Annotated in this window: 15 protein-coding genes; 7 read left to right on the top strand and 8 right to left on the bottom strand. The window is 65.5% G+C overall.

Annotation, left to right across the window (positions count from 1 at the left end; all coding sequences use genetic code 11):
* Positions 1-61: 61 nt before the first annotated feature.
* Positions 62-1,180 carry a PDZ domain-containing protein gene (locus IWX88_RS05580; RefSeq protein ID WP_370568192.1) on the bottom strand — a complete coding sequence of 373 codons (1,119 nt, stop codon included), beginning with the start codon at positions 1,178-1,180 and terminating at the stop codon, positions 62-64.
* A gap of 104 nt (positions 1,181-1,284) precedes the next feature.
* Between IWX88_RS05580 and IWX88_RS05575 the strand changes: the two genes are divergently transcribed.
* Positions 1,285-2,694, top strand: coding sequence for a zinc-dependent metalloprotease (locus IWX88_RS05575; RefSeq protein ID WP_196828126.1), 1,410 nt, complete (start codon positions 1,285-1,287; stop codon positions 2,692-2,694).
* Between the two features lie 100 nt (positions 2,695-2,794).
* Positions 2,795-3,658, top strand: coding sequence for a hypothetical protein (locus tag IWX88_RS05570; RefSeq protein ID WP_196828124.1), 864 nt, complete (start codon positions 2,795-2,797; stop codon positions 3,656-3,658).
* Here IWX88_RS05570 and IWX88_RS05565 read toward each other — a convergent pair.
* Genes IWX88_RS05565 through nudC form a run of 3 tightly spaced genes read right to left on the bottom strand, consistent with a single transcriptional unit; the run spans position 3,622 to position 7,715 of the window.
* Positions 3,622-5,016 carry an MFS transporter gene (locus tag IWX88_RS05565; RefSeq protein WP_370568191.1) on the bottom strand — a complete coding sequence of 465 codons (1,395 nt, stop codon included), beginning with the start codon at positions 5,014-5,016 and terminating at the stop codon, positions 3,622-3,624. The genes IWX88_RS05570 and IWX88_RS05565 overlap by 37 nt on opposite strands.
* Positions 5,017-5,031: 15 nt before the next feature.
* Positions 5,032-6,723 carry an ATP-dependent helicase gene (locus IWX88_RS05560; RefSeq protein ID WP_196828122.1) on the bottom strand — a complete coding sequence of 564 codons (1,692 nt, stop codon included), beginning with the start codon at positions 6,721-6,723 and terminating at the stop codon, positions 5,032-5,034.
* Complete coding sequence (nudC, locus tag IWX88_RS05555) at positions 6,717-7,715, bottom strand: NAD(+) diphosphatase (protein WP_231368914.1); 999 nt, start codon at positions 7,713-7,715, stop codon at positions 6,717-6,719. The genes IWX88_RS05560 and nudC overlap by 7 nt, the downstream gene beginning before the upstream one ends.
* A gap of 79 nt (positions 7,716-7,794) precedes the next feature.
* On the opposite strand from nudC, the gene IWX88_RS05550 reads away from it, so the two are divergent.
* On the top strand, positions 7,795-8,790 hold the full coding sequence (locus tag IWX88_RS05550) for a phosphotransferase (RefSeq protein WP_196828120.1): 996 nt from the start codon (positions 7,795-7,797) through the stop codon (positions 8,788-8,790).
* Between the two features lie 63 nt (positions 8,791-8,853).
* Here IWX88_RS05550 and IWX88_RS05545 read toward each other — a convergent pair whose 3' ends face one another.
* Positions 8,854-12,114: a UvrD-helicase domain-containing protein gene (locus tag IWX88_RS05545; RefSeq protein ID WP_370568190.1), complete on the bottom strand. Its 3,261-nt coding sequence runs from the start codon at positions 12,112-12,114 to the stop codon at positions 8,854-8,856.
* Complete coding sequence (locus IWX88_RS05540) at positions 12,107-15,349, bottom strand: ATP-dependent DNA helicase (RefSeq protein ID WP_196828118.1); 3,243 nt, start codon at positions 15,347-15,349, stop codon at positions 12,107-12,109. The genes IWX88_RS05545 and IWX88_RS05540 overlap by 8 nt, the downstream gene beginning before the upstream one ends.
* A gap of 107 nt (positions 15,350-15,456) precedes the next feature.
* Here IWX88_RS05540 and IWX88_RS05535 point away from each other — a divergent pair, with 107 nt between their 5' ends.
* Positions 15,457-15,681 (top strand): DUF3107 domain-containing protein, encoded by a 225-nt coding sequence (locus IWX88_RS05535; RefSeq protein ID WP_196828116.1) that lies wholly within the window; start codon positions 15,457-15,459, stop codon positions 15,679-15,681.
* 3 nt (positions 15,682-15,684) lie between these two features.
* Positions 15,685-15,975, top strand: a complete 291-nt coding sequence (locus tag IWX88_RS05530; protein WP_196828114.1) for a hypothetical protein — start codon at positions 15,685-15,687, stop codon at positions 15,973-15,975.
* A gap of 51 nt (positions 15,976-16,026) precedes the next feature.
* On the opposite strand, the gene IWX88_RS05525 is transcribed toward IWX88_RS05530, so the two are convergent.
* Complete coding sequence (locus IWX88_RS05525; protein WP_196828112.1) at positions 16,027-16,746, bottom strand: ferritin-like fold-containing protein; 720 nt, start codon at positions 16,744-16,746, stop codon at positions 16,027-16,029.
* A gap of 176 nt (positions 16,747-16,922) precedes the next feature.
* Here IWX88_RS05525 and IWX88_RS05520 point away from each other — a divergent pair, with 176 nt between their 5' ends.
* Positions 16,923-18,464, top strand: coding sequence for a DEAD/DEAH box helicase (locus tag IWX88_RS05520; RefSeq protein WP_196828879.1), 1,542 nt, complete (start codon positions 16,923-16,925; stop codon positions 18,462-18,464).
* A 52-nt stretch (positions 18,465-18,516) separates the two neighbouring features.
* On the opposite strand, the gene IWX88_RS05515 is transcribed toward IWX88_RS05520, so the two are convergent.
* Entirely contained in the window at positions 18,517-19,368 is an 852-nt protein-coding gene (locus IWX88_RS05515; protein WP_196828110.1) for a PHP domain-containing protein, read from the bottom strand.
* Between the two features lie 33 nt (positions 19,369-19,401).
* On the opposite strand from IWX88_RS05515, the gene IWX88_RS05510 reads away from it, so the two are divergent.
* Complete coding sequence (locus IWX88_RS05510; protein ID WP_196828108.1) at positions 19,402-20,418, top strand: endonuclease/exonuclease/phosphatase family protein; 1,017 nt, start codon at positions 19,402-19,404, stop codon at positions 20,416-20,418.
* The last annotated feature ends 15 nt before the right edge of the window (positions 20,419-20,433 follow it).

The following is a 20,433-nucleotide window of genomic DNA, read 5'->3' as shown; positions in this document are numbered from 1 at the left end:
GCTTGTGGCGGATTCTGTGCTGCCTATCTTAAGGGGTCGGTCTGGGAGGGTGACGCGCCCGTCACTGCACCGGGCAGGCGAGCAACCCACTGGTGCTCGCCCCCGACGCAATTGCCTTGAGTGCTGCAAGCGAGTCATCGAGTGTTTTCACCGCAAGAACCGTGATGCCGCTGGGGATGTGCCCGGTCACCTCGTCACAGTTGGCATAGGGAGCGAGGAACCAGGTGGCGCCGGCGGCTCGAGCTCCATACAGCTTCTGGCGGATCCCCCCGATCTGTCCCACCACTCCTTCGGCATCGATCGTGCCGGTACCAGCTACCCTCGCCCCTCCGTTGAGCTTGCCCGGAGTCAGTTTGTCGATGATCCCGAGGGCGAACATCTGGCCGGCACTCGGTCCGCCCACGTTCTCGAGCTGGATCTTCACGTCGAAGGGATAGCTGTAGACGATGGCGGGGAAGATGCCAACGATCGGAACCGGATTCGCTCCGCCGCTGAGCTCCGGCGTCACTGTGACCGTCCTCGACACTCCCCCGCGTTCGATAGCGATACTCACCGGCACCCCCGCACCGGTCTTGGCGAGGATTGCGCGCAAGCCGAGCACGCTGCCGGTGGTCTGTCCGTTGACACTGATGATGGTGTCGCCCTGTTCGAGCACGCCCGTCGATGGGGATTTCGGCGACAACCCGCCGACGATGAGCGAAACAGGCAGTGTGTAGCCGAGGTGAGTGAGCGCCGCGGCTACGGCATCCTTTTGGGAGTTTTGCATGTCGACGGAAGCCTGGGCGTTTGACTGTTCGACCGATGTGCCAAGCGGGTAGACGGCGTCCACCGGCAGCAGCGCCTTGCTCGAGTCCAGATACGCCTGCGCCACATCGAACCAGCTCGGAGGCTGCTCGCGACTGCCCGCGATATTCACCGTGAGCATGTCAAGGGCCCCGCTCGTGGCATAGGTCTTCTGCCCCGGAATCTCGATCATGGGCACCTGCTTGTTCCCGTTGGCCACCGTGCCGAGAGTGTTGAACACGGGCCCCGGCTGTTCGATCACATACGGCGCAGGCGCCAGAGTGAAAGCGAGAGTGCCGAACACCGCGACGGTGAGAAGAATCCAGCCCAGGATGGTGATGCGACGGCGGGATGGTGACCGCACCCGGTTGTGTTGGTCATCGATGAACAGTGCCACCAGGGTCCTTTCTCTCCGACTGTTCGCCACGGGCGCAGAGCAGCCTGACGTGATGAACGCGATACACACACCGCGTGCGATGTGCACCGGCTAGCGTAGTTGCCATGCCTGAAGATCCAGCTCAGAGCCCAGACGACGAGTTCCGCGAAATGCTGAGCAAGTTCCTCTCCGGTAAGGGAGACATCGATCCCGCCCGCCTCGCCGGTGCTGCGGGTTTACCGGACGACCCGGAGACGATTCGCAACCTCATCGCTCAACTGCAGACCGCTATGCAGTCAAGTGGTGACGGCATCAACTGGAATCTCGCGCTTGAGCAGGCGAAGACACTCGCAGCCAAGGATGCGGTCGCGGTTTCCCCGGCAGATCGCGCTGCCCTCGAACAGGCTTTCCACGTTGCGGCTCTGTGGCTTGACGAGGCCACTTATGTGAGCGAATTGACGTCTACCCCCCGGCTGATGTCGCGCACCGAGTGGATCACCGCAACGATGCCGATCTGGACCCAGCTCGCCGAGCCGGTAGCGCTCAGCATTGCCAACTCCCTCACCCAGGTGCTGCGTGATCAGGCACCGGAGGAGATGTCGGACATGATCGAGGGCGCGTCCCAGCTGATGCGCAATGTGGGCGGCACCCTTTTCGCCATGCAACTCGGGCAGGTCGTCGGCCAGCTCGCCGGTGAGGTTGTCTCGGGCGGCGACATCGGCATCCCGTTGCTCGGGTCGGTAGCTGCCGGAATGAACACTGTCGGCTCGGTCGCCGATTCCGAACAGCAGGCTGCGATTCTGCCGCAAAACGTCGCGGCCTTCGGCGCCGGGCTCGATATCGAGCTCGACCAGGTGCAGCTGTACCTCGCGGTGCGTGAACTCGCCCACGCCCGGCTGTTCCGTCATGCGAAGTGGCTGCGCCTGCAGCTGATGACCTCGATCACCGAGTTCGCCCAGGGCATCAGTATCGACACCGATCGACTCGAGCAGCTCGCGGCCGATTTTGACCCGTCCAACCCGGAAGAATTGCGCAATGCGATGGTGAGCGGTGCACTGATCCCGCCGAAGTCGGAGTCGCAACTGAGCGCACTCGCCCGGCTGGAAACAGTGCTCGCCCTCATTGAGGGCTGGGTGGATGTCGTGACCGCCCAGGCGACAGCCCGCCTGCCGAAGTCCAGCGCCATCGCCGAGACTGTGCGTCGTCGGCGCGCTGCCGGCGGCCCGGCTGAATCTGCATTCTCCACTCTTGTCGGGCTCGAGTTGCGACCACGCCGCCTCAGAGAGGCGGCGGTGATGTGGCAGAAGATCACCGACGAACTCGGTGACGAGAAGCGTGACTCGCTCTGGTCGCACCCCGACCTGCTGCCCGGTTCTGAGGACATCGACGATCCGGTAGCGCTCATCGCGAGGCTGTCCGAGCCGGAATCCGCAACCGACGAAATAGACCAGGCCATCGAAGACCTCCTCAACGATGACCGCGACGACCGACCGCACGAGGCAGACGGTGGCGGCACCGGGGACCGGCCGAGCTAACCACCGGTACCAGTTTCGACCGGTCAGTTTTACCCCGGTCTCGCGGTGACCTGTGGACAGCGCGCGACGTCGAATGCGTGAGGAGCGCATCATTTCGTGCATGGTCCTTCGACTCGATCCGCACGTCCCGCTCATCTGGCGCACGCCCCACAGCCTGCAGTTTGGGCTGGATCGGCCCCGCGTGGTGCTCGAGGAGGTTTCCCATGCCGATGAATTGGTGATAGCCGCCCTCGTCACCGGCGTGAGCAGCTCAGGCGCACGGATGATCGGCAACTCGGCTGGCCTTGACGACGACGCACTCACCGCGTTGCTGAGCGCACTTGAACCGGCCCTCGAATCGGCAAGCGAGTTGGCGACGAGGTCAGCACCCAAGTCAACGCCCGATCAGGCGGCGACCCGGCTCATCCCGGCGTCGGTTGTCGTCACAGGCGACGGGGAGACCGCACACCTGATTCGCCGTCTGCTCGGCACGAGCGGGGTAGCCGTCATCGCAGACGAGCCGGAGGCATCCCCGGAGTTCGTGGTGATTGTGGCACATTTTGTGATCGAACCCGAGGATCACGGCAGGTGGTTGCGCCGCGATATTCCGCACCTGGCGGTAGTTTTTGGTGACGAGACCGTGCGAATCGGGCCGATCATCCAGCCGGGGGTCGGACCGTGTCTGTACTGTCTTGAACGGCATCGCACTGACAGTGATCCGGCCTGGCCGGCGATGGCCTCCCAACTCTGGCAGCAGCGCAGCGCTCTCGAGACACCCCTCGTAGCCCAGGAGGTTGCCTCGGCTGCGGTGCGCCTGGTGCTCGCCGAGCGGATGCGGCACCGAGCGGAGTCCCTGAGGGCGGTCGGCTTCCCCGTAGCCCCATCCACTGCATCGACGCTGGAGATTGATGGGGCGACCGGGCAACGGATGCTGCGCGAGAGGCCGAGTCATCCCGATTGCGGCTGCGCCTCGCTCACGGCCTGAGCCGCACGCGGCACCACTCGGCGCGCCACGGAGACCGCCACGATCGCGAACAGCACGGCGATTCCGAAGCTGCCCGCGAAAGCCACGGAAGCAGCCGCACCGGCCGCACCGAGACGGGTGAGCGCACCGAAGACGACCCCGATGAGCGCGAGAGCGATGGCCGCCCCAAGCGAATCGGAGATGGACAGCGCAGAGCTGTTGAAACCCTGCTCCGCCGGGCGGGAGAATGCGAGCGTCATGACACTCGTGCGTGGATAGACGAGACCCATGCCGCCCCCACCGACCACCCAGCCCAGGATGATGACAGCCGGATGCAGAGTGAGCGCTGCGGAGACGCAGGCCACGACCACCGCCGCGAGCACGAGCCACATGCCAACACTCATTCCGGTGGCCGGGCGCAGGCGCTCGCCCAGATGCCCCTGAAGCCACGATGTGCCCGACCAGGAAAGCGCGGATCCGGTAAGCGCCAGGCCAGCGAACGTGGGTGAGAAGTTGTACTGCTGCACCAGAAGATATGGCAGATAGACCTCGGCCCCGAGGAACGAGGCCGATGCGAGCCCACGCAACAGGATGACGGTCGGCAGTCCCCGACGCGAAACCAGCGCGCCGCGCGGAAGCAGCGGCCGCACTGCCACAACCGCAACCGCCAAGGCTGCAAGCGGCAGGAGCACAGCCGCGACCCCACCGGTCTCCGCCGCGATATTGATTCCGAGCACAGCCACCGCCGCGAGCAGCGCCCAAACGATGCGACCCGGGTTCCACCGGGTTGAGCTGCGGGTACGAGGCTGGAGCAGCAACATCCGCGTGGCCGGAGTGAGCATGGCCGTCGCCACGATCACGAGCACAACAACCCCGAGAAACACCCAGTGCCAGCTCCACAGCTCGGCGACGAAACCAGCCACGAACGGACCGATGAGGGAGGGCACAACCCAGGCCGCGGCGAAACTGGCGAAGATCCGTGGCATCAGAGCAGGCGGATACAGCCGAGCGACGACGACATACAGGGCGACAGTCATCGCGCCACTGCCCAGCCCCTGCAGGAGGCGTCCAGCGACGAAGACCGTCATGTTCGATGCGCTCCCGGCGACCAGAAGACCGCAGGCGAAGAGCGCGATGGAAAGATAGAGCGGCAGGATCGGACCCGAGCGATCAGACCAGTTGCCCGCAATCACCATGCCGATGACCGCTGTCGACAGTGGGCCGGCAAAGGCGAGGGCGTAGAGGGTGGCGCCATCGAGATCGCGGCTGATCAGCGGCATGATCGTCGTCACGGCCAACGACTCGAAGGCGGCGAGGAAGACGAGTGCGCTGCTGCCGACAGTGACCCAGATCAGCCTCGTGCCAAAGATGCTCTCCACGACGACGCGCCGAACTCACGCAAGACCAGTGAGGAAGCGGGACGGGCGGCGCTCAGGGCCCCGCCCCGATGGTCTCGATGTCCAGGACAGGTGGAGCTGCCGGCGCGCGCGCGTGATGCCCACGTAGAGCAGGCGTCTCTCCTCTTCGATAGCCCGTTCCGTCTTCGCGTACGTGATCGGCAGATAGCCATCGCTCAGCCCGATCAGAAATACCGTGTCCCACTCAAGGCCCTTCGCCGAATGCAGGGTCGTAAGGGTCACCGCGGCCATGGTCGGCTCGTGCTGATTTGCCGCCCGCTCGAATAACTCGTCGACGAATGCCTTGAGCGATGTGCCTGCAGCGGATGCCTCGGCCAACCCCATCAGCGCGTTGAGGGATTCCCAGCGATCTCGAACCGCCCCGCGCACCTCCGGGGCGCTCTGGGTCCAGCCGAGCGAACGCAGCACGTCGCTCACGGTCTTGAACAGCGGCTCCCGCATCGCCCCAACGACGGCGCCCTTCAGCATCATCAGGGCCTGCTTCACCTCCTGCTGATCGAAAAAGCGTGGGCCACCACGCAACAGAAAACTCACCCCGGCATCGGTGAGGGCCGCCTCGAGCGGCGCCGATTGCACATTGATGCGAAAGAGGATGGCGACATCCTGCGGTCGAGTTCCACTTGCGATCGCTGTGGCCACCTGCGCCGCAATCGCCCTGGCTTCGGCGACGTCGCTCGGATAGCCCGTCACCGTTGGGGCTGCGTGTGCTGTGACCACCGGGGTGCGTGCCGTGGATCTCAGTGCCAGGGCTCCCGGTTGTCCACGCATCAGCTGGTTCGCCATGCCGACGATGGGCGGGCTCGAGCGATAGTTCTGCTCGAGGCGAATGACCGCCGCCTCCCGAAATCGGGTGGAAAATCCGAGCAGGAAGTCCGCGGATGCTCCGGCGAAGGAGTAGATGGTCTGGCTCGCGTCGCCGACCACACAGAGATCCTGCCGGTCACCGAGCCACAGGTCGAGAAGCGCCTGCTGCAGCGGCGAGACATCCTGATATTCGTCGACGACGAAGAAGCGATACTGCTCGCGCACCTGCTGGGCAACCCTCGGTTCGGCCTCGATCATGCCGGCCGTTGCAAGCAGCACGTCTTCGAAATCGAGCTGTCGGCGCTCATCCTTCACGGTTTCGTAGGCGCGCTGGATGGCGATCATCTTGTCGGCATCCAGCGACGAGGGAAGCGTTCGCTGTGGCAGGACGGCCGCGTACTGGTCGAGCGTGAGGCGCGACACTTTGCGCCACTCGATCTCCGCCGCGAGATCGCGCAGCGTCGCGGTGTCCAGCTTGAGACGCAGTGTCTCGGCGGCGTGGGCGATCACACGGCCTTTGCTGTCGAGGAGGCGGGGCATCTGCCCGCCGATCACCTCCGGCCAGAAGTGGCCGAGTTGAGACAGCGCGGTGGCATGAAAGGTTCGTGCAGCCACGCCCGTTGCCCCGAGCTCCCTCAGACGACCGCGCAGTTCCGCCGCCGCCCGCGAGGTGAAGGTGAGAGCCATCACGCGATCCGGGGCATAGACGCCGGTGACCACCCCGTAGGCGATGCGGTGCGTGATCGCCCGTGTCTTGCCGGTGCCGGCGCCGGCGAGCATGCAGAGCGGCCCGAGCAGGGTCTGCGCGGCGATGCGCTGCTCGTCGTCGAGGGCTTCGAGCAGCGAGTCTGCGGAGATCACCACTGCCGACGGTCGGCGATGGGGCCGCCGTACCAGTGCTCGATGATGGCCCGGGCGATCGAGGTGTGACCTGGCAGGCCGATGTCATCGAGGGCGGCGGTTAGCTCCTCCCGGCTGAACCAGCGCAGCTCGAGGATCTCCGCACCGTCCGGGGTGAGGATCGAGGTGATGCGCGGGTCGACCCGCGCCATGAACCCGAGCATGAGCGAGGCCGGGAACGGCCACGGCTGCGAGCCGAGGTAGACGGGATCGACGACACGGATGCCCGATTCCTCGAACACCTCGCGCAGCACAGCGCTCTCGAGCGACTCGCCGGGCTCGACGAAGCCGGCGAGGAGGGAGAAGCGATCGGCCGGCCACATCGCATTGTGGCCGAGAAGTAGGCGATCCTCGGCGTCAACAATTCCGACGATGATGGCGGGGTCCGTGCGCGGGAATACCTCGCGTCCGTTCTCTGTATCGGTGCGCACCCAGCCGCCCTGGTTGGCAACGGTCGCCATGCCGGTACGGGGAGAAAAACGATGCGAGTCGTGCCAATTGGCGAGAGCGAGAGCGGCGGTAAACAGCCCCGCATCACGATCGCTGAAGGTGTTGCCGAGTGCCCTGAGGTCGCCCCACCGGTCTGAATCCGCGGGCGCTAAGGAGCGAGCGGTGTCATCACTCACAATCACGGCGATGACGGGATCACCCGGTGAGTCCGATCCGACGGTGCGGCCGAGATACAGCCTGAGCTCGGGATTGAGTTCGGCGTCGTTCGCAAGCAAATCGAGCGTCCCACCGGAAGCGAGCAGCGCCTTGCCCTTCCAGAGCACGAGCTGTCGCATCCGCGGATCGTGTCGAAGGGTTTCGAACAGATCGGGGTCGCTGCGTGAAAGATAGTCGCGGTCGAGCCCGTGACGGGAGAGCGGTAACGCCGAGATCGGCAGCGGCATCAGATAGTCGGGCGAGGCATCGGGATGAATCGCAGGTTTTTGCGACGCAGCGTCGGTAGGCATCGAAGCACCAATCATCGAAGGGGCGGGAAGGGCGTGGCGTTCGGCACCGCCCGCGGAAGGACGACCTACCCTGAGAGGCATGGCCAGATCCCACTTCACTCTAGCCGCGCTCGCCACCTCCGCTGTTGCCGGGCTCGATGTCGCGTCAGCCAGCGATTTCGGGTCTGCTACCCGCGGTGATTTCGAGTCTGCGCTGCTCACTACACGCGACGGAAATCAGTGGATCATTAGGATTCCGACCTCGGAACGGGCCGAAGCCGAGCAGTCAGCCGACCTGGTCTCGCTGCGCGCCCTCAGTACCGGAGTACGTGCCCGCCTGCCGTTCGCAGTGTCCACCTATGCGGGCCAGACGCCCATCGGCGGCACCCGCGCAATCGTCTATGACTTTGTCTCAGGATCGCCGGTGAATCTCGCCGGGATCGCCGCCACCCACGCCCTTGCCCCGGCTCTCGGCCGGGCGATTGCGGCCATCCATACACTTCCCACCAGCTTCGTCGCGGATGCCGGACTTCCGGTTCTCAGTCCGGTGGAGATCCTGCGATCCACGATTACCATCATGGACCGAGCAAGCGCGACCAACTTGGTGCCGGCGGCACTTCTCGGTCGCTGGGAGAGGGCCACCGAAGATAGCCAACTGTGGCAGTTCGCGCCGACCGTGATTAACGGGGGACTCACCGCCGACTCATTCCTCGCCTCCGATGGCAACATAACCGGAGTTCTCGGCTGGCCCTCACTGAGCGTCGGCGACCCAGCCCGAGACCTGTACTGGCTTCTTGGCGCGAAGAACGAATACCTTGCCGACGCCGCCTTCGTTGCCTACACCGAGGCCCGCGGATCAAGCGACCGGCAGGTGAAGCAGCGGGCGATGATGTACGCCGAACTCGAAATCGCCAAATGGTTGCTCCACGGCACGCAGGAGCGAAGTACCGAGATCGTGGATGATGCGGTGCAGATGCTGCACGGCCTCGTCGACACCGTGCACAATGACCTCGAACAGACACTCAGCCACAACACCATGCCGGTCATGGCCGTGGATGAGGTCACCGCGATGCTCGATCGAGACCAGCGTTCGTAGCACGCGACGGGGAATTCCACTTGGCCTCGGTTAAAGCTTCGCTCGACTCAGCGGGCACTCGACTCAGCCGGCGACCGTGCGCCAGAGTGCCACGAGCTCGTCACGGTCGTAGATGCGTTCGGGACGGATGACGCGATCTTCTGTCACGTAATAGAAGACCGCGTCTATTAGAAGCGGATCGGTCTGCTTCCATTCGGCGAAGGCCTGCCGGTAGAGCGCGAGCTGGAGCTGCTTGGACTCGAGATCCGCAGCATCCCTCGGCGCCTTCCCGGTCTTCCAGTCGACGACCCGGTAGCGCCCGTCAATGAGATAGACCGCATCCAACTTGCACACGATCACCTCTCCCTCCAGGATGAGGTGGATCTCGATCTCCACCTCCTCCGGTGTGAGGGTGGCGAACTCGGAACGTTCGAACGTCGCTCTCAGCGCTGCGAGTCCGTCGGGGTCGACCGCGTCGCTCGGCACCCGATCCCCGGCGTAGCTGTCCCCGGCGTAGCTCTCCCGACCGTCCAGCTCGACCGCGACAGCATCCAGCTCCTCAGCGGTGCCGTGGATGCCGTAGCGCTGCTCGACCCACTCGTGGAAGAGCGTGCCGAGCCGGGTGGCACGGTAGGGCCGCTCCGGCATCGGACGGCGCAGGGATGCCGCGACCGCCGCTGGATTACTCACGAAGTCCTTGAAACGCGATGCCGAGACTCTCGTGGGCAGATCGACAACCCCCGCCGCGTCGATGCGCGCCTGCCGCTCTCTCAGCAGCATGGTGAGCTCTTCTGCCCAGGCGCCCTCCGCCCCCGGAGTCGATTCGCGCACCAGCCGTGCGGCGGCTGCGACCACCGCACGGCGTCCGCCGAGTGGATCCAGCGGCCAGCGAAACAGATTCGCCTCCCCGCCAAGCGGATTATCGTCATGCTCGCTCGCACGCGGCAGTGCTCCGATCACTCCCCCGCTCTCGAGTTCACGCAAGAATGCGCCCGGTTGACGCGGGCTGGACTGGGTCGCCCAGAATGATGCTGTAAGCAGGAGGCAATGACGCGCGCGCGTAACGGCAACGTAGGCCAGGCGGCGTTCCTCGGCGTCGTGACGTGCACGCACCTGGGCCGTAAACCGGGTGCGACACTCGAGAAGCTCTTTGCGCGTGGTCGCCGTCGTCCAGTCGAAGAGAGGAAGTTCAGCGGCATCACCGCGAAAATCGTAGGGCAGGGCTCCGAAGCTCAGCCATCCGTTCGATCCCTCGCGGGGAGTGCCCGGCAGCTCGCCCTCGACGAGTCGCGGCACCACCACAAGATCCCATTCGAGCCCTTTTGAGCCATGGATGGTGAGCAGCTGAACCGTTCCCGGCTCCGGATCCTCCGGGCGGGGCGAAAGATTATCGCGCCATTCAGCCTCCCGCAGCCAGGCCAGGAAACCACCGAGACTGGCCGCATCGTCCACGGCGAGGTAACCGCCGAGCGCGTCAAAGAATGCCTCCATTGTGGCCGCCCCGAGGGAGCGCGTCTCGTTCGCTGCAACCTCGATGTCGAGCAGCAGGTCTTGTTCGACGAAGGTCACGAAATCGAGCAGGTCGAGGCCCGCTCGCGCCCGAAGCCTGGCAAAGGTTCGACCGGCATCCCGAAGGCGTTCACGCCCCACGTCGCTGAATCGCTCGAGCTGGCTGTGGCCCGGCCGCGCGGTCGCAACAAAATCGAGTGCGTCGACGATCGACCCGCCCTCGGCCTCGGCGACGGATGCCCGCAGCGCCTCCTTCACCGTGTCGTCGAGGGTGCGCTGCGCGTAGTCCCGATCCCGCAGCCAGGAGGCGACTCGGCCGAGGCCGTGTAGATCTTTCGCACCGATTCGCCAGCGCGATCCGGAAAGCAGCCGCACCAGCTCCGACCCGGCGGTGGGATCGTTCACGACCGCGAGGGCCGAGACCAGGTCCGCGATCTCGGGCTCGGCCATGAGACCGCCGAGCCCGAGAACATGAAACTTCACGCCGTTGCGACGCAGTGCGTCGATGAACGCACCCTGCGTCTTGCGGGCACGAAACAGCATCGCTGCCGTCGGTGGAGTCTCTCCGGTTGGCACCGCCAGTCGATCTTTGAGCCAGTGCGCGGCGGCTTCAGCCTCTTCGGCAAGCGTCTCCTCCACGATGACCCTCACCGGCACGGCCGATGCCGTCGGTCCAGCCTCGAGCCGGTCGACAACAGCACTCCCCGCTGCCGCACCGGGGCCAGCACGAAACGGCTGAACGATCGCGTTGGCGACCGCGAGAATATCGTGCCCATTGCGCCAGGACGTCGTGAGCGCGAATTGCCCGTCAGGCTCGGCGCCGAACTGTCGGGCGAAGCCGTCGAGGTTGGCGGCACTCGCTCCCCGCCAGCCGTAGATCGACTGGTTGGGGTCTCCCACCGCCATCACCGGCAGTCCGGCAAAGAGCTCGGAAAGCAGAAGCGTCTGCACCACACTCGTGTCTTGGTATTCGTCGAGCAACACCACCCGGTATTGCTCGCGGAGTTCATCGGCGACCCGTGGCACCTCACGCACGATAGTGAGAGCGAGAGAGACCTGGTCGGAGTACTCGACGAAACCCCGTCGCACCTTCGCTTCATCAAAACGGGCGACGAGGTCGAGTAGCACCGGCAGCGCCCCGACGGTAGTGGCGAGGCTCGCGACCTCCTCGTAGGCTCCGCGTCCACCCGGCGGCAGCTCGACGAGCGCAGAGAATCGGGAGGCAAAGGTCGTGACATCCGCCGGGTCCACCAGGTTCTCGCTCATCGAGTGAGCGAGAGTGAGCACCGCCTTCGTCACCGAGTCGACGCTCTTGCCGAGACCCGGCAATCGGTCATCCGTCGAGCCGATCACGATGGTGCGGGCGAGCTGCCAGGCGGATGCCTCGCCAAGAACGGGACCGTCGCTCTCCCGGCCGAGCAGAATTGCGTTGTCACGGTAGATGCGATTCGAGAAGGCGTTGTAGGTCGCCACGGTTGGCGGATCGAATTCGTCGTAGTCCTCTGCGAGGAGACCGGCCTGATGCAACTGGTCGATGCGATGCCGAATGCGTGCGGAGAGCTCCCCCGCTGCCTTGCGGGTGAAAGTGAGGCCGAGAATCTGCCCCGCAGCGACCCTGCCATTGGCAAGCAGCCACAGCACTCGGTTCGCCATGGTCTCGGTCTTGCCACTGCCCGCACCTGCGACAACGAGCCCTGGCGAAAGCGGCGACTCGATCACTCTGCGCTGCTGGGCGGTTGGACGGGGGCGGGCCAAAGCATCGGCAATATCGTTGGCGGAAACACTGTCGTTGGCGGAAACACTCTCGTGTGCTGGCACACGCGCTGCCTCAGTCACTGGCCACCGACCTCACCCGGTGGAGCTTCTTGGTGCCGACATCGAAGGATCCCCAAGCGTCGAGATCGAGTGCACCATCAAAGGCAGCCGCGGCCATGCCGATCGCCGCTTGGCGGATCCGGGTGCGGAATCCCTCGAGTTGCTCCCCGTCGAGCGGCGCCTGGATGCCCTCGCGATACAGCTTGCCGCGTATTCCCTTTTTCACGAAAAGCAGCTTCGCTCCACCCGCCCGATGCTCTCCGAGCTCCTCGAGAAATTCATCGAGAACACCCTGCACGTAGGCGAGCTGGTAGATACCGAGCTGCGGATGCGCGTCGATTGTGGCTTGTGTCACGATCGGAGAGCCCGTCTTGAGATCGACGATGGTCACCGAGCCGTCGGCCGACCGCTCCACCCGGTCGATCGACCCATTTACGGTCGCCCGGTCGATATCGATGGTGAATCGGCTCTCTGCACCGATGAGAGTCGTGCCCTGCCGAGCAAAATCGGCAAGGTATTCAGCCACCCCGGCGGCCAACGCCCGTGCCGCGCGTTTCTGCTGCTCAGCGAGCCAGGGTGTCTCGAATGCGAGTTCATTCCAGCGGGCCTCGATCGCACTCCAGACCCCATCGACAGTCGAATCGGTTGCCGTCTCCATCGCCCAGTGCACGATGGTCCCGAGACCCATCGCGGTGCTTGATTTCGTGCCGGAGACCGAATCGATGAACCAGTCCACCGGGGAGTCCTCGAAGGCCTCGAGCCGCGACGGTGAGACCGGCACCTGCTCGTCGTCCGCAAATACGGGTTCGCTGGTCGAGACGTCGAGGAGCCCGTGCCAGTCCTCCGGATCGGCCCCCGGGATGCGCTCGCGTGCCAACCGCACGAGAGCCGATGCAGCGGCCGCGCGCTCGCCCACTGTGCGCCTCTGCTGCGCGAGCTCCCGCCGCAGCCGGCCGGTGAGCGCCCGGAGTGACAGGGGTTTCAGCGCAGCCGTATCAAGCACCGGTGTGTCCGCCGGTGCAAGCGAGAAGAGCACACTCGCCGACTCGTCTTCATTGTCGACCGCAGCGAGGATGACCTGCTGTCGTGCGCGGGACACGGCGAGTGCGAACATCCGCAATTCGTCGTCACGCACCTGTCGTCGCTCATCGATAGGCACGTCACCGAGACCGGTCATCACCCGAACGAGCTCGTGCGGATAAAGCAGTGACCCGCGCAAGCGCAGGTTCGGCCAGACACCGTCTTGCAGCGCGGCGATGACCACGATCTCGAACTCCAGTCCCACCGTTCCGGAGACAGTGGTGACGAGCACCGCGTCACCGAGCGACTGCGGGGAGAGAGTGTCTTCCGGCACTTCGGCGTCGAGCACCCCGTCGAGAAAGACCCGCGCCGCGGTACCGGGCCGACGTTCGACGAATCGCTTCGCCGCTGTGAAAAGTGCCACCACACCGTCGAGATCGCGATTGGCCTCGTCGGCGGCGATCCCGGCACTGGTCGCGCGGGAAAACCACTCCGGGGCGAGACCGCTGCGATCCCAGGCCAGCCAGAGCAGTTCCTCGATGGTCGCGCCCTGCACGCTGGCAACCCCGATGGCGCCAAGGGTGCTGGCTAGTCGATCCGCGTTGCGCCCGACACGATGGTCGATGGTGGCGAATCGACCGGGCGCCGCGAGGGCTTCCACGAGCAGCTCCTCACTGGATCGGGTGCCCCCACCGGCCAGCTCCTCCGCTCGTAGGGCGAGCCTCAGGCGGCGCACCGCGAGCTTGTCGAGACCGCCGAATGGTCCGAGAAGCAGGTCTGAGGCGATCGCCGGGTCGAGCGCGGTGCGGCCGACCCCGACATCCACCACGGTGAGGAGTCCGCGGGCAGCATGGTCATCGCGCAGCGCCCGGCCGCCGACCGAGGTGCGGGTCGGAACTTCGGCGAGAGCAAGAGCCCGCGCGATCTGGGGCACCAGCGATCCGCTCCGCACGATCACAGCCATCCGATTCCAGGCGATGCCGGAGAGCAGGTGACGTTCACGCAGCTGGCGCGCGATCGCCGCCCATTGGCGCGCGGGAGATTCGGCCAGGATCTTGACGATCGGGAATATCGTCGGCACAGCAGTAGTAGCTGGCACGGGAGCAGTAGCCAACACGGCAGTAGCCGGCACAGCGGTAGCCAACACGGCAGCCTGGGCTTCGCGGTGCCCGAACACCCCGGCTGTACCGATGCGTTCCGTGGTGCGCCGGGTGAACTCGCGCAGGGTCTGCCCCTGCCGATGCACCGTTGACAGGGTCAGGGTGGTGAAATCGGACACGTCGAGCAACGTCCCGAGACGGGCGAGCGCGTCGGGCTCACCCCCACGGAAGGCGTTGGCCGCAACATCCGGGTCTCCCAGGGCGATCACCGACACTCCCCGGGCGGCGAGAGCAGCGAGGAGGCCAATCGTCGATCGGGTGGCCTCCTGCAGGTCGTCGACGATCACGAGGCGCAGTCGATCGACGGAGGCGCCACCCTCTCCTCGCCGCAGTGCGGCGATCGCGAACTGCACGAGCTCGGTCGAGTCGAGCTGGTTGGAGCGGGAACTGCTCACCACGGCGAAGTAGTCGGCGATGAAGTCGGCTGCGGCGACCCATTCCGGCCGGTCGCGCTCCCTCCCCAGGGCGCGCAGACGATCGGGCGGCACGCCGTATTCGGTGGAACGCCCGAGCAGTTCGCGCAGCTCGGTGCGGAATCCGCGGAGCCGCCGCACCGGGGGTCCGAGCTGTTTGGGCCAATCCGGGCCCGCTCCGTCCTCCAGCTGACCGTCGATGAGTTGGGCGATATCGCTGTCTTGGTCACCACCGGTCGCAAGCCGCGGTGCGTCCACACCGGCGGTGCGGGCGGCGTTGCCGACGATCTCGAAGGCGAGGGAGTTGATGGTGCGAGCGATCGGACCGTTCGTCGGCAGCCCGAGTCTCAGGGCCAGGATGTCTCGCAGCCGGGTCGCCGTCGTGCGGGAAGAGGTGAGCACGAGCAGGTCTTCCGCAGAATAACCGCGCCGCTCAACGCGGTGAGCCACGAGCTCGACGAGGGTCGCAGTCTTGCCCGACCCCGGCGCGCCGATCACTGCCGCAGACGATCCATCCGTCAGGTCGAGCACAGCACGTTGGGATGCATCGAGCACAGCCACACCATCGAGCACAGCCACACCATCGAGCACAGCCACACCGGGGAGAAACGGACCCCGCCGGGATGACGGTGTTTCACCCCGTCGAAACCCTGTGATCGCCATCGCCCCACCGTAGCGCGACCGGGTGACATCACTGCCGCGCCGTCGGTTCGTTGCGCCCAAAGAGAACGGGGAGATTTGTCCTGCGACAACTGTCGTAGCCTGAGCACGTGGACATACGAATCGGCATCACCAACAGCCCCCGCGAAATCAGTCTTGAGTCGTCGCAATCAGCGGCGGATGTCGAGGGTGTCGTCACCTCGGCCCTCACCTCAGAAGCCAAGTTCTTCAAGCTCGTCGACCAAAAGGGCAACGTCTATGTCGTTCCCCTCGCTACCTTCGGCTACCTCGAAATCGGGTCGGAAGAGTCCCGTCGCGTCGGTTTCGTCTCCTAACCAATGGAGCTGCTGTTCGTAGTGCTCGGCGGTGCCATTCTCGGTATCGCTTCGCGCTACAGCGTCCCGAGGCGTGACACGCACGGTGCGCTGCTCGTCCCGGCGGTCGGAGCGATCGCCGCAGCCGTGGCCTGGGCCGCACTCACCTGGGTCGGCTGGAAGTTCGACGGCGGCTGGATCTGGGTCGTGAGCCTCACCGCTGCGGTGATCAGCGCCGTTCTCGCGAGTGTGTTGCTCGGTCGCACGCGCACGGCACGCGACGCGGAACTGCTTTCGAGGCTCAGCCACACCTGATCAACCTCCGCTGACAGATCAAACAGCTGTGCGGCGGCGGTGGACAGGCGCTCAGGCCGTCAGGCCGAGCGAATCCATCCGTCGCGTATGCGCGGCAATCAGCTCGGTGAACGCCGGCTCCAGTCGAGCTTCGTTGCGATGCGAGTCACTGATGTTTGTCAGCGATGACCGCGCAATCAACAGCGTGTCGCCCACCAGCCGACGGCCCCACATGGCGAGCCGCGGGGCGAGCCGCGCGTTGGTGTCGATGGCCGCTCGCAGCTCATCCACGAGCAGCGCGTGCCCGTCATCACCCGAAAGCAGCAGGATGATGCGCGTCCGCGCGTCGGCGGACAGTCCCTGCGCCAGCTGCAGTTGAAAGTCACCGAGGAGACCGGCGGTGAGATATGCCGTCACCAGCATTTCATACCAGTCCGCACCGAGGGTGGTGCGGGCATACTCATCGATGCGCGCAGCAAAGGGGGCCATGACCGGTCCCGGCTCGTGCCCGAGTCTCTTGATCTCTGCGGCAAGACCGTGATGCTTTGCCAGTGCCAGGGCAGCGACACGACTGATGGCGACCTTCGACGCGGCAGTCGGTGCGACACTCACCGCGTGGCCGAGCGTCTCGAACAGCGCAAGCTGCACGTAGGCGGCTTGGCCGAGATAGGGGAGCAAATCGGGGGTCAGTTCGGCGAGGTCGACACGGTCGACCTGCGCGACTGGCTCGCGCCGGGGCTTGGGCCTGGCAACATCTGTGCGCCGGGGGCGTCGAGAAAACAAGAAAACCACGGGGACAGCCTATCCGCGACAGGCCGCCGCCCCTTCCGAAGGCACTGAAGAGGCCGCAGAAGGCTAAACTGCTGGTAATGCCTCCCATTTCTGGTGGAGGCTCAGCACGCCCCAGGTCAAAGCGGGCGTAGCCGCTTGCAGACAGGGCCCCAATCATCACTACTTTTTCAGATCCCATTACTTTCACAACGCTCGGTATCGATCAGGACATGGTCGACGCGCTCGCAACCAAAGGCATCATCGAGCCATTCCCGATCCAGGCCCAGACAATCCCCATGGGACTCGGCGGTCAGGACATCATCGGTCAGGCCAAGACGGGAACGGGTAAGACCCTCGGCTTCGGGCTCCCTCTCCTCCAGTCGCTCGGCCTCAACCCTGCGCCGGGCGTCAAGGCGCTTGTTGTCGTGCCGACCCGCGAGCTGTGCATCCAGGTGGCCGAAGACCTCGTGCTCGCGGCATCCAATCGCGGCACCCAGGTTGCGGCGATCTACGGTGGCAAGGCCTATGAGGGCCAGGTCGAGCAGCTCAAGGCCGGAGCCCAGGTCGTAGTCGGCACCCCCGGCCGCCTCCTCGACCTCGCGAGTCAGCGGATGCTCTCGCTCAAGGATGTCACCGTGATGGTGCTCGACGAGGCTGACAAGATGCTCGACCTGGGGTTCCTCTCCGACATCGAGAAACTCTTCGCGCAGACCAACCCGACCCGCCACACCATGCTGTTCTCCGCCACGATGCCCGGCCCGATCGTGGCCCTGGCGCGTCGCTTCATGAACCGGCCTATTCACATCCGCGCGACGGATCCGAACGAGGGCCGCACTCAGGCCAACATCAAGCACGTCGTCTACCGCGCCCACTCGATGGACAAGGATGAGGTCATCGCCCGCATCCTCCAGGCCGAGGGGCGGGGCAAGACCGTCGTCTTCACCCGTACGAAGCGGGCAGCCGCCAAGCTCGTCGAAGAGCTCAACGACCGCGGTTTCAACGCCGCCGCCGTGCATGGCGACCTCAATCAGGAGCAGCGCGAGCGGGCGATGGCGGCGTTCAAGGCCGGTAAGAAGGACATTCTGATCGCAACGGATGTCGCGGCCCGAGGTATCGACGTCAATGACGTGACACACGTGATAAACCACACGATTCCGGATGATGACGACACCTACCTGCACCGCGCCGGCCGCACCGGCCGCGCGGGCAAGACGGGTATCGCGGTCACCTTCGTCGACTGGGACGACATGCACAAGTGGGCTGCGATTAACAAGGCGCTCGATATGGGCCAGCCGGAGCCCGTGGAGACCTACTCCTCTTCACCGCACCTCTTCACCGACCTCGACATCCCGCAGGGCACCAAGGGGCGCCTCGCGTCGGCCGGCCCCGTGCGCGCACGCGAGCCGCGTCCGGCAGACAGCGACCGCGGGGGTCGCTCGGGAGGCAGCCGCGACGGAGCCGCGCGTGACAGTAGTGGACGCGACAGTGGTAGTCGCGACAGTGGCAGCCGCAGCAGTGGCGGCCGCAGCAGTGGCGGCCGCGATGGTGGTGCCCGTGGGGGAAGCAGCGGTGCCCCGGCATCCGGAGGGCGTCCCCCGCGCACCCGAAACGAAGGCTCCACGGATGTCGTGCGCGAAAGCTCCGAGGGCGGCGGAACCCACGATGGCGCGTCGCCAGCGCGTCGCCGCCGCACTCGCTCACGCCGCGGTGGAGCAGGCAACACGCCCCCGCCCGCCTAGGCTGATCACGTCGCTTGCGGAACGGGCGAACCCATCGTTCACGCTCGAACGGTCAGCCCCAGACGGGAACCGATCCCTTCGCCGCCGCGATGATTCGTTCCAGAGCCTCCGGCTCAGTGGTGTTCTCACCGAGCCGGTTGTGCTTGCCCTCGCCGTGGTAATCACTTGAACCGGTCACGACCAGGTTGTATTTTCGCGCGAGCTCAAAGAGTCTCACCTTGCCATCTTCGGTGTTGTCGCGATGGTGGATCTCCAGGCCGAAGAGCCCTGCAGTCACCAGCTCAGCAATCGCGCGTTCCTCGATCACCCGGTACCGACCCTGAGTGGCCGGGTGCGCGAGCACCGGCACCCCGCCAGCGGCCACGATCATCCGCACTCCCTCGAGCGGTGACGGCGCGTAATACTTCTCGTAATAACCGCTTTGCCAGTGCAGGATGCTGGCAAAAGCCGCGTTGCGATCACTCACGAGCCCCTTCGCCACCAGGGCGTCCGCGATGTGCGGTCGGCCGAGGGTCCCCCCATCTACCGACTGGGCAAGCACGTCGGCCCAGCAGATGTCGTAGTCGACAGCAATGCGTTCGACGATGCGTTCCGCGCGGCGTGCCCGCCCGTCGCGAATCCGTGCGGTTTCCGCGATCACCGTCTCATCCGTCGGATCGAAAAGGTACGCAAGCATGTGAACGCTCGCCGGTCCAAAGTTTGTGCTCAGCTCCATACCGGGAATCACCGTGAGCCCGGTTCCGGATGCCGCGGCGAAAGCCTCCGGCCAGCCCGCAGTCGAATCGTGGTCGGTGATCGCCACAGTCCCGAGGTCGGCGGCCACCGCAGCCTGCACGAGCTCGGTCGGGGTTTCGGTGCCGTCCGAGACGCTGCTGTGGGTGTGCAGGTCTATCGGTCGAGGCATTGTTCAACTCTATTGCCGTTAGGGTGGGGCTCGATGTTCCGCCGTCTGCTCGCTGCCCTGCTGCTCATCGCACTGTCGGCGTTTGCTCTTGTGCTCGGCTGGCCACAGCTTTTCTCTGTGCAACGCGTCGCCGGCATCGCTCAGCTGGTGTCATTCCGTGGCGCCGCAGCAGTCGCGGCATTCCTCGTACTCGTCGTGTTGCTCGTGCTCGCAGCCGCGAGCCGACGCTTTCGGCGGCTCGGCCTGTCGCTGGCCGCTCTCGCCCTCGTGTTCGCGTTGGTCAACGCTGCAGTGCTGGCAAGCCGAGGGTTCGGTGACACTTCCCAGCCCGCACGGGCGGCCACTGACCTCACCGTGATGTCGTGGAACACTCTCGGCGATGCACCTGGACCGACGGCGATCGCACGACTCGCGATCGACTCCGATGCGGATATCGTGTCGCTCCCCGAGACGACCGAAGAAACTGCGAAGGCTGTCGCCGTGCTGATGACGGCCGCCGGACTTCCGATGATCTCGCATACCGTTGCGCACGGTCTGGTCTCGAAGGCTCGTTCCACCTCCGTGCTGATCAGCACCGCACTCGGTGCCTATCACCTCGATACAGCGGCCGGATCTACCCTCACCCTTCCGAGTCTCGTCATGGTGCCCGACAGCGGTGCAGGTCCGAGAATCGTCGCAGTGCATGCCGTTGCGCCGCTGCTGAGCGAACTCGCAAACTGGAACGCTGACCTGCGCTGGCTTGCGGGCGCATGCCGGTCGGGGAATGTGATTCTCGCCGGTGATTTTAACGCCACTCTCGATCACCTGGCCGGCCTCGGTTCGGCGCCCGGTACAACCCTTGGGGCGTGCACAGATGCCGCAGTGCAGGCGAAAACGGGCGCTATGGGGAGCTGGCCGACCGGAGTGCCTGCCCTGCTTGGCGCACCGATTGATCACGTGATGGCCACGAATAACTGGGCGGTGGTCGGTGTGCGCGTGGTCGAGAATCTCGATGGCGCGGGCAGCGACCATCGGCCACTCGTGGCGCGACTGCGCGCCGCAGCGCCCTAATCCGCAGCAGCGCAG

Origin of the sequence: Frigoribacterium sp. CG_9.8 (assembly GCF_015751965.1) — a bacterium.
Lineage (GTDB): Bacteria > Actinomycetota > Actinomycetes > Actinomycetales > Microbacteriaceae > Lacisediminihabitans.
This window is presented reverse-complemented; position numbering and strand designations above follow the sequence as displayed.

Coding starts and splice junctions, on each gene's coding strand:
- IWX88_RS05575 (WP_196828126.1), top strand. CDS start 1,285: ATGCCTGAAGATCCAGCTCAGAGCCCAGACGACGAGTTCCGCGAAATG.
- IWX88_RS05570 (WP_196828124.1), top strand. CDS start 2,795: ATGGTCCTTCGACTCGATCCGCACGTCCCGCTCATCTGGCGCACGCCC.
- nudC (WP_231368914.1), bottom strand. CDS start 7,715: ATGCCTACCGACGCTGCGTCGCAAAAACCTGCGATTCATCCCGATGCC.
- IWX88_RS05550 (WP_196828120.1), top strand. CDS start 7,795: ATGGCCAGATCCCACTTCACTCTAGCCGCGCTCGCCACCTCCGCTGTT.
- IWX88_RS05540 (WP_196828118.1), bottom strand. CDS start 15,349: ATGGCGATCACAGGGTTTCGACGGGGTGAAACACCGTCATCCCGGCGG.
- IWX88_RS05530 (WP_196828114.1), top strand. CDS start 15,685: ATGGAGCTGCTGTTCGTAGTGCTCGGCGGTGCCATTCTCGGTATCGCT.
- IWX88_RS05515 (WP_196828110.1), bottom strand. CDS start 19,368: ATGCCTCGACCGATAGACCTGCACACCCACAGCAGCGTCTCGGACGGC.
- IWX88_RS05510 (WP_196828108.1), top strand. CDS start 19,402: ATGTTCCGCCGTCTGCTCGCTGCCCTGCTGCTCATCGCACTGTCGGCG.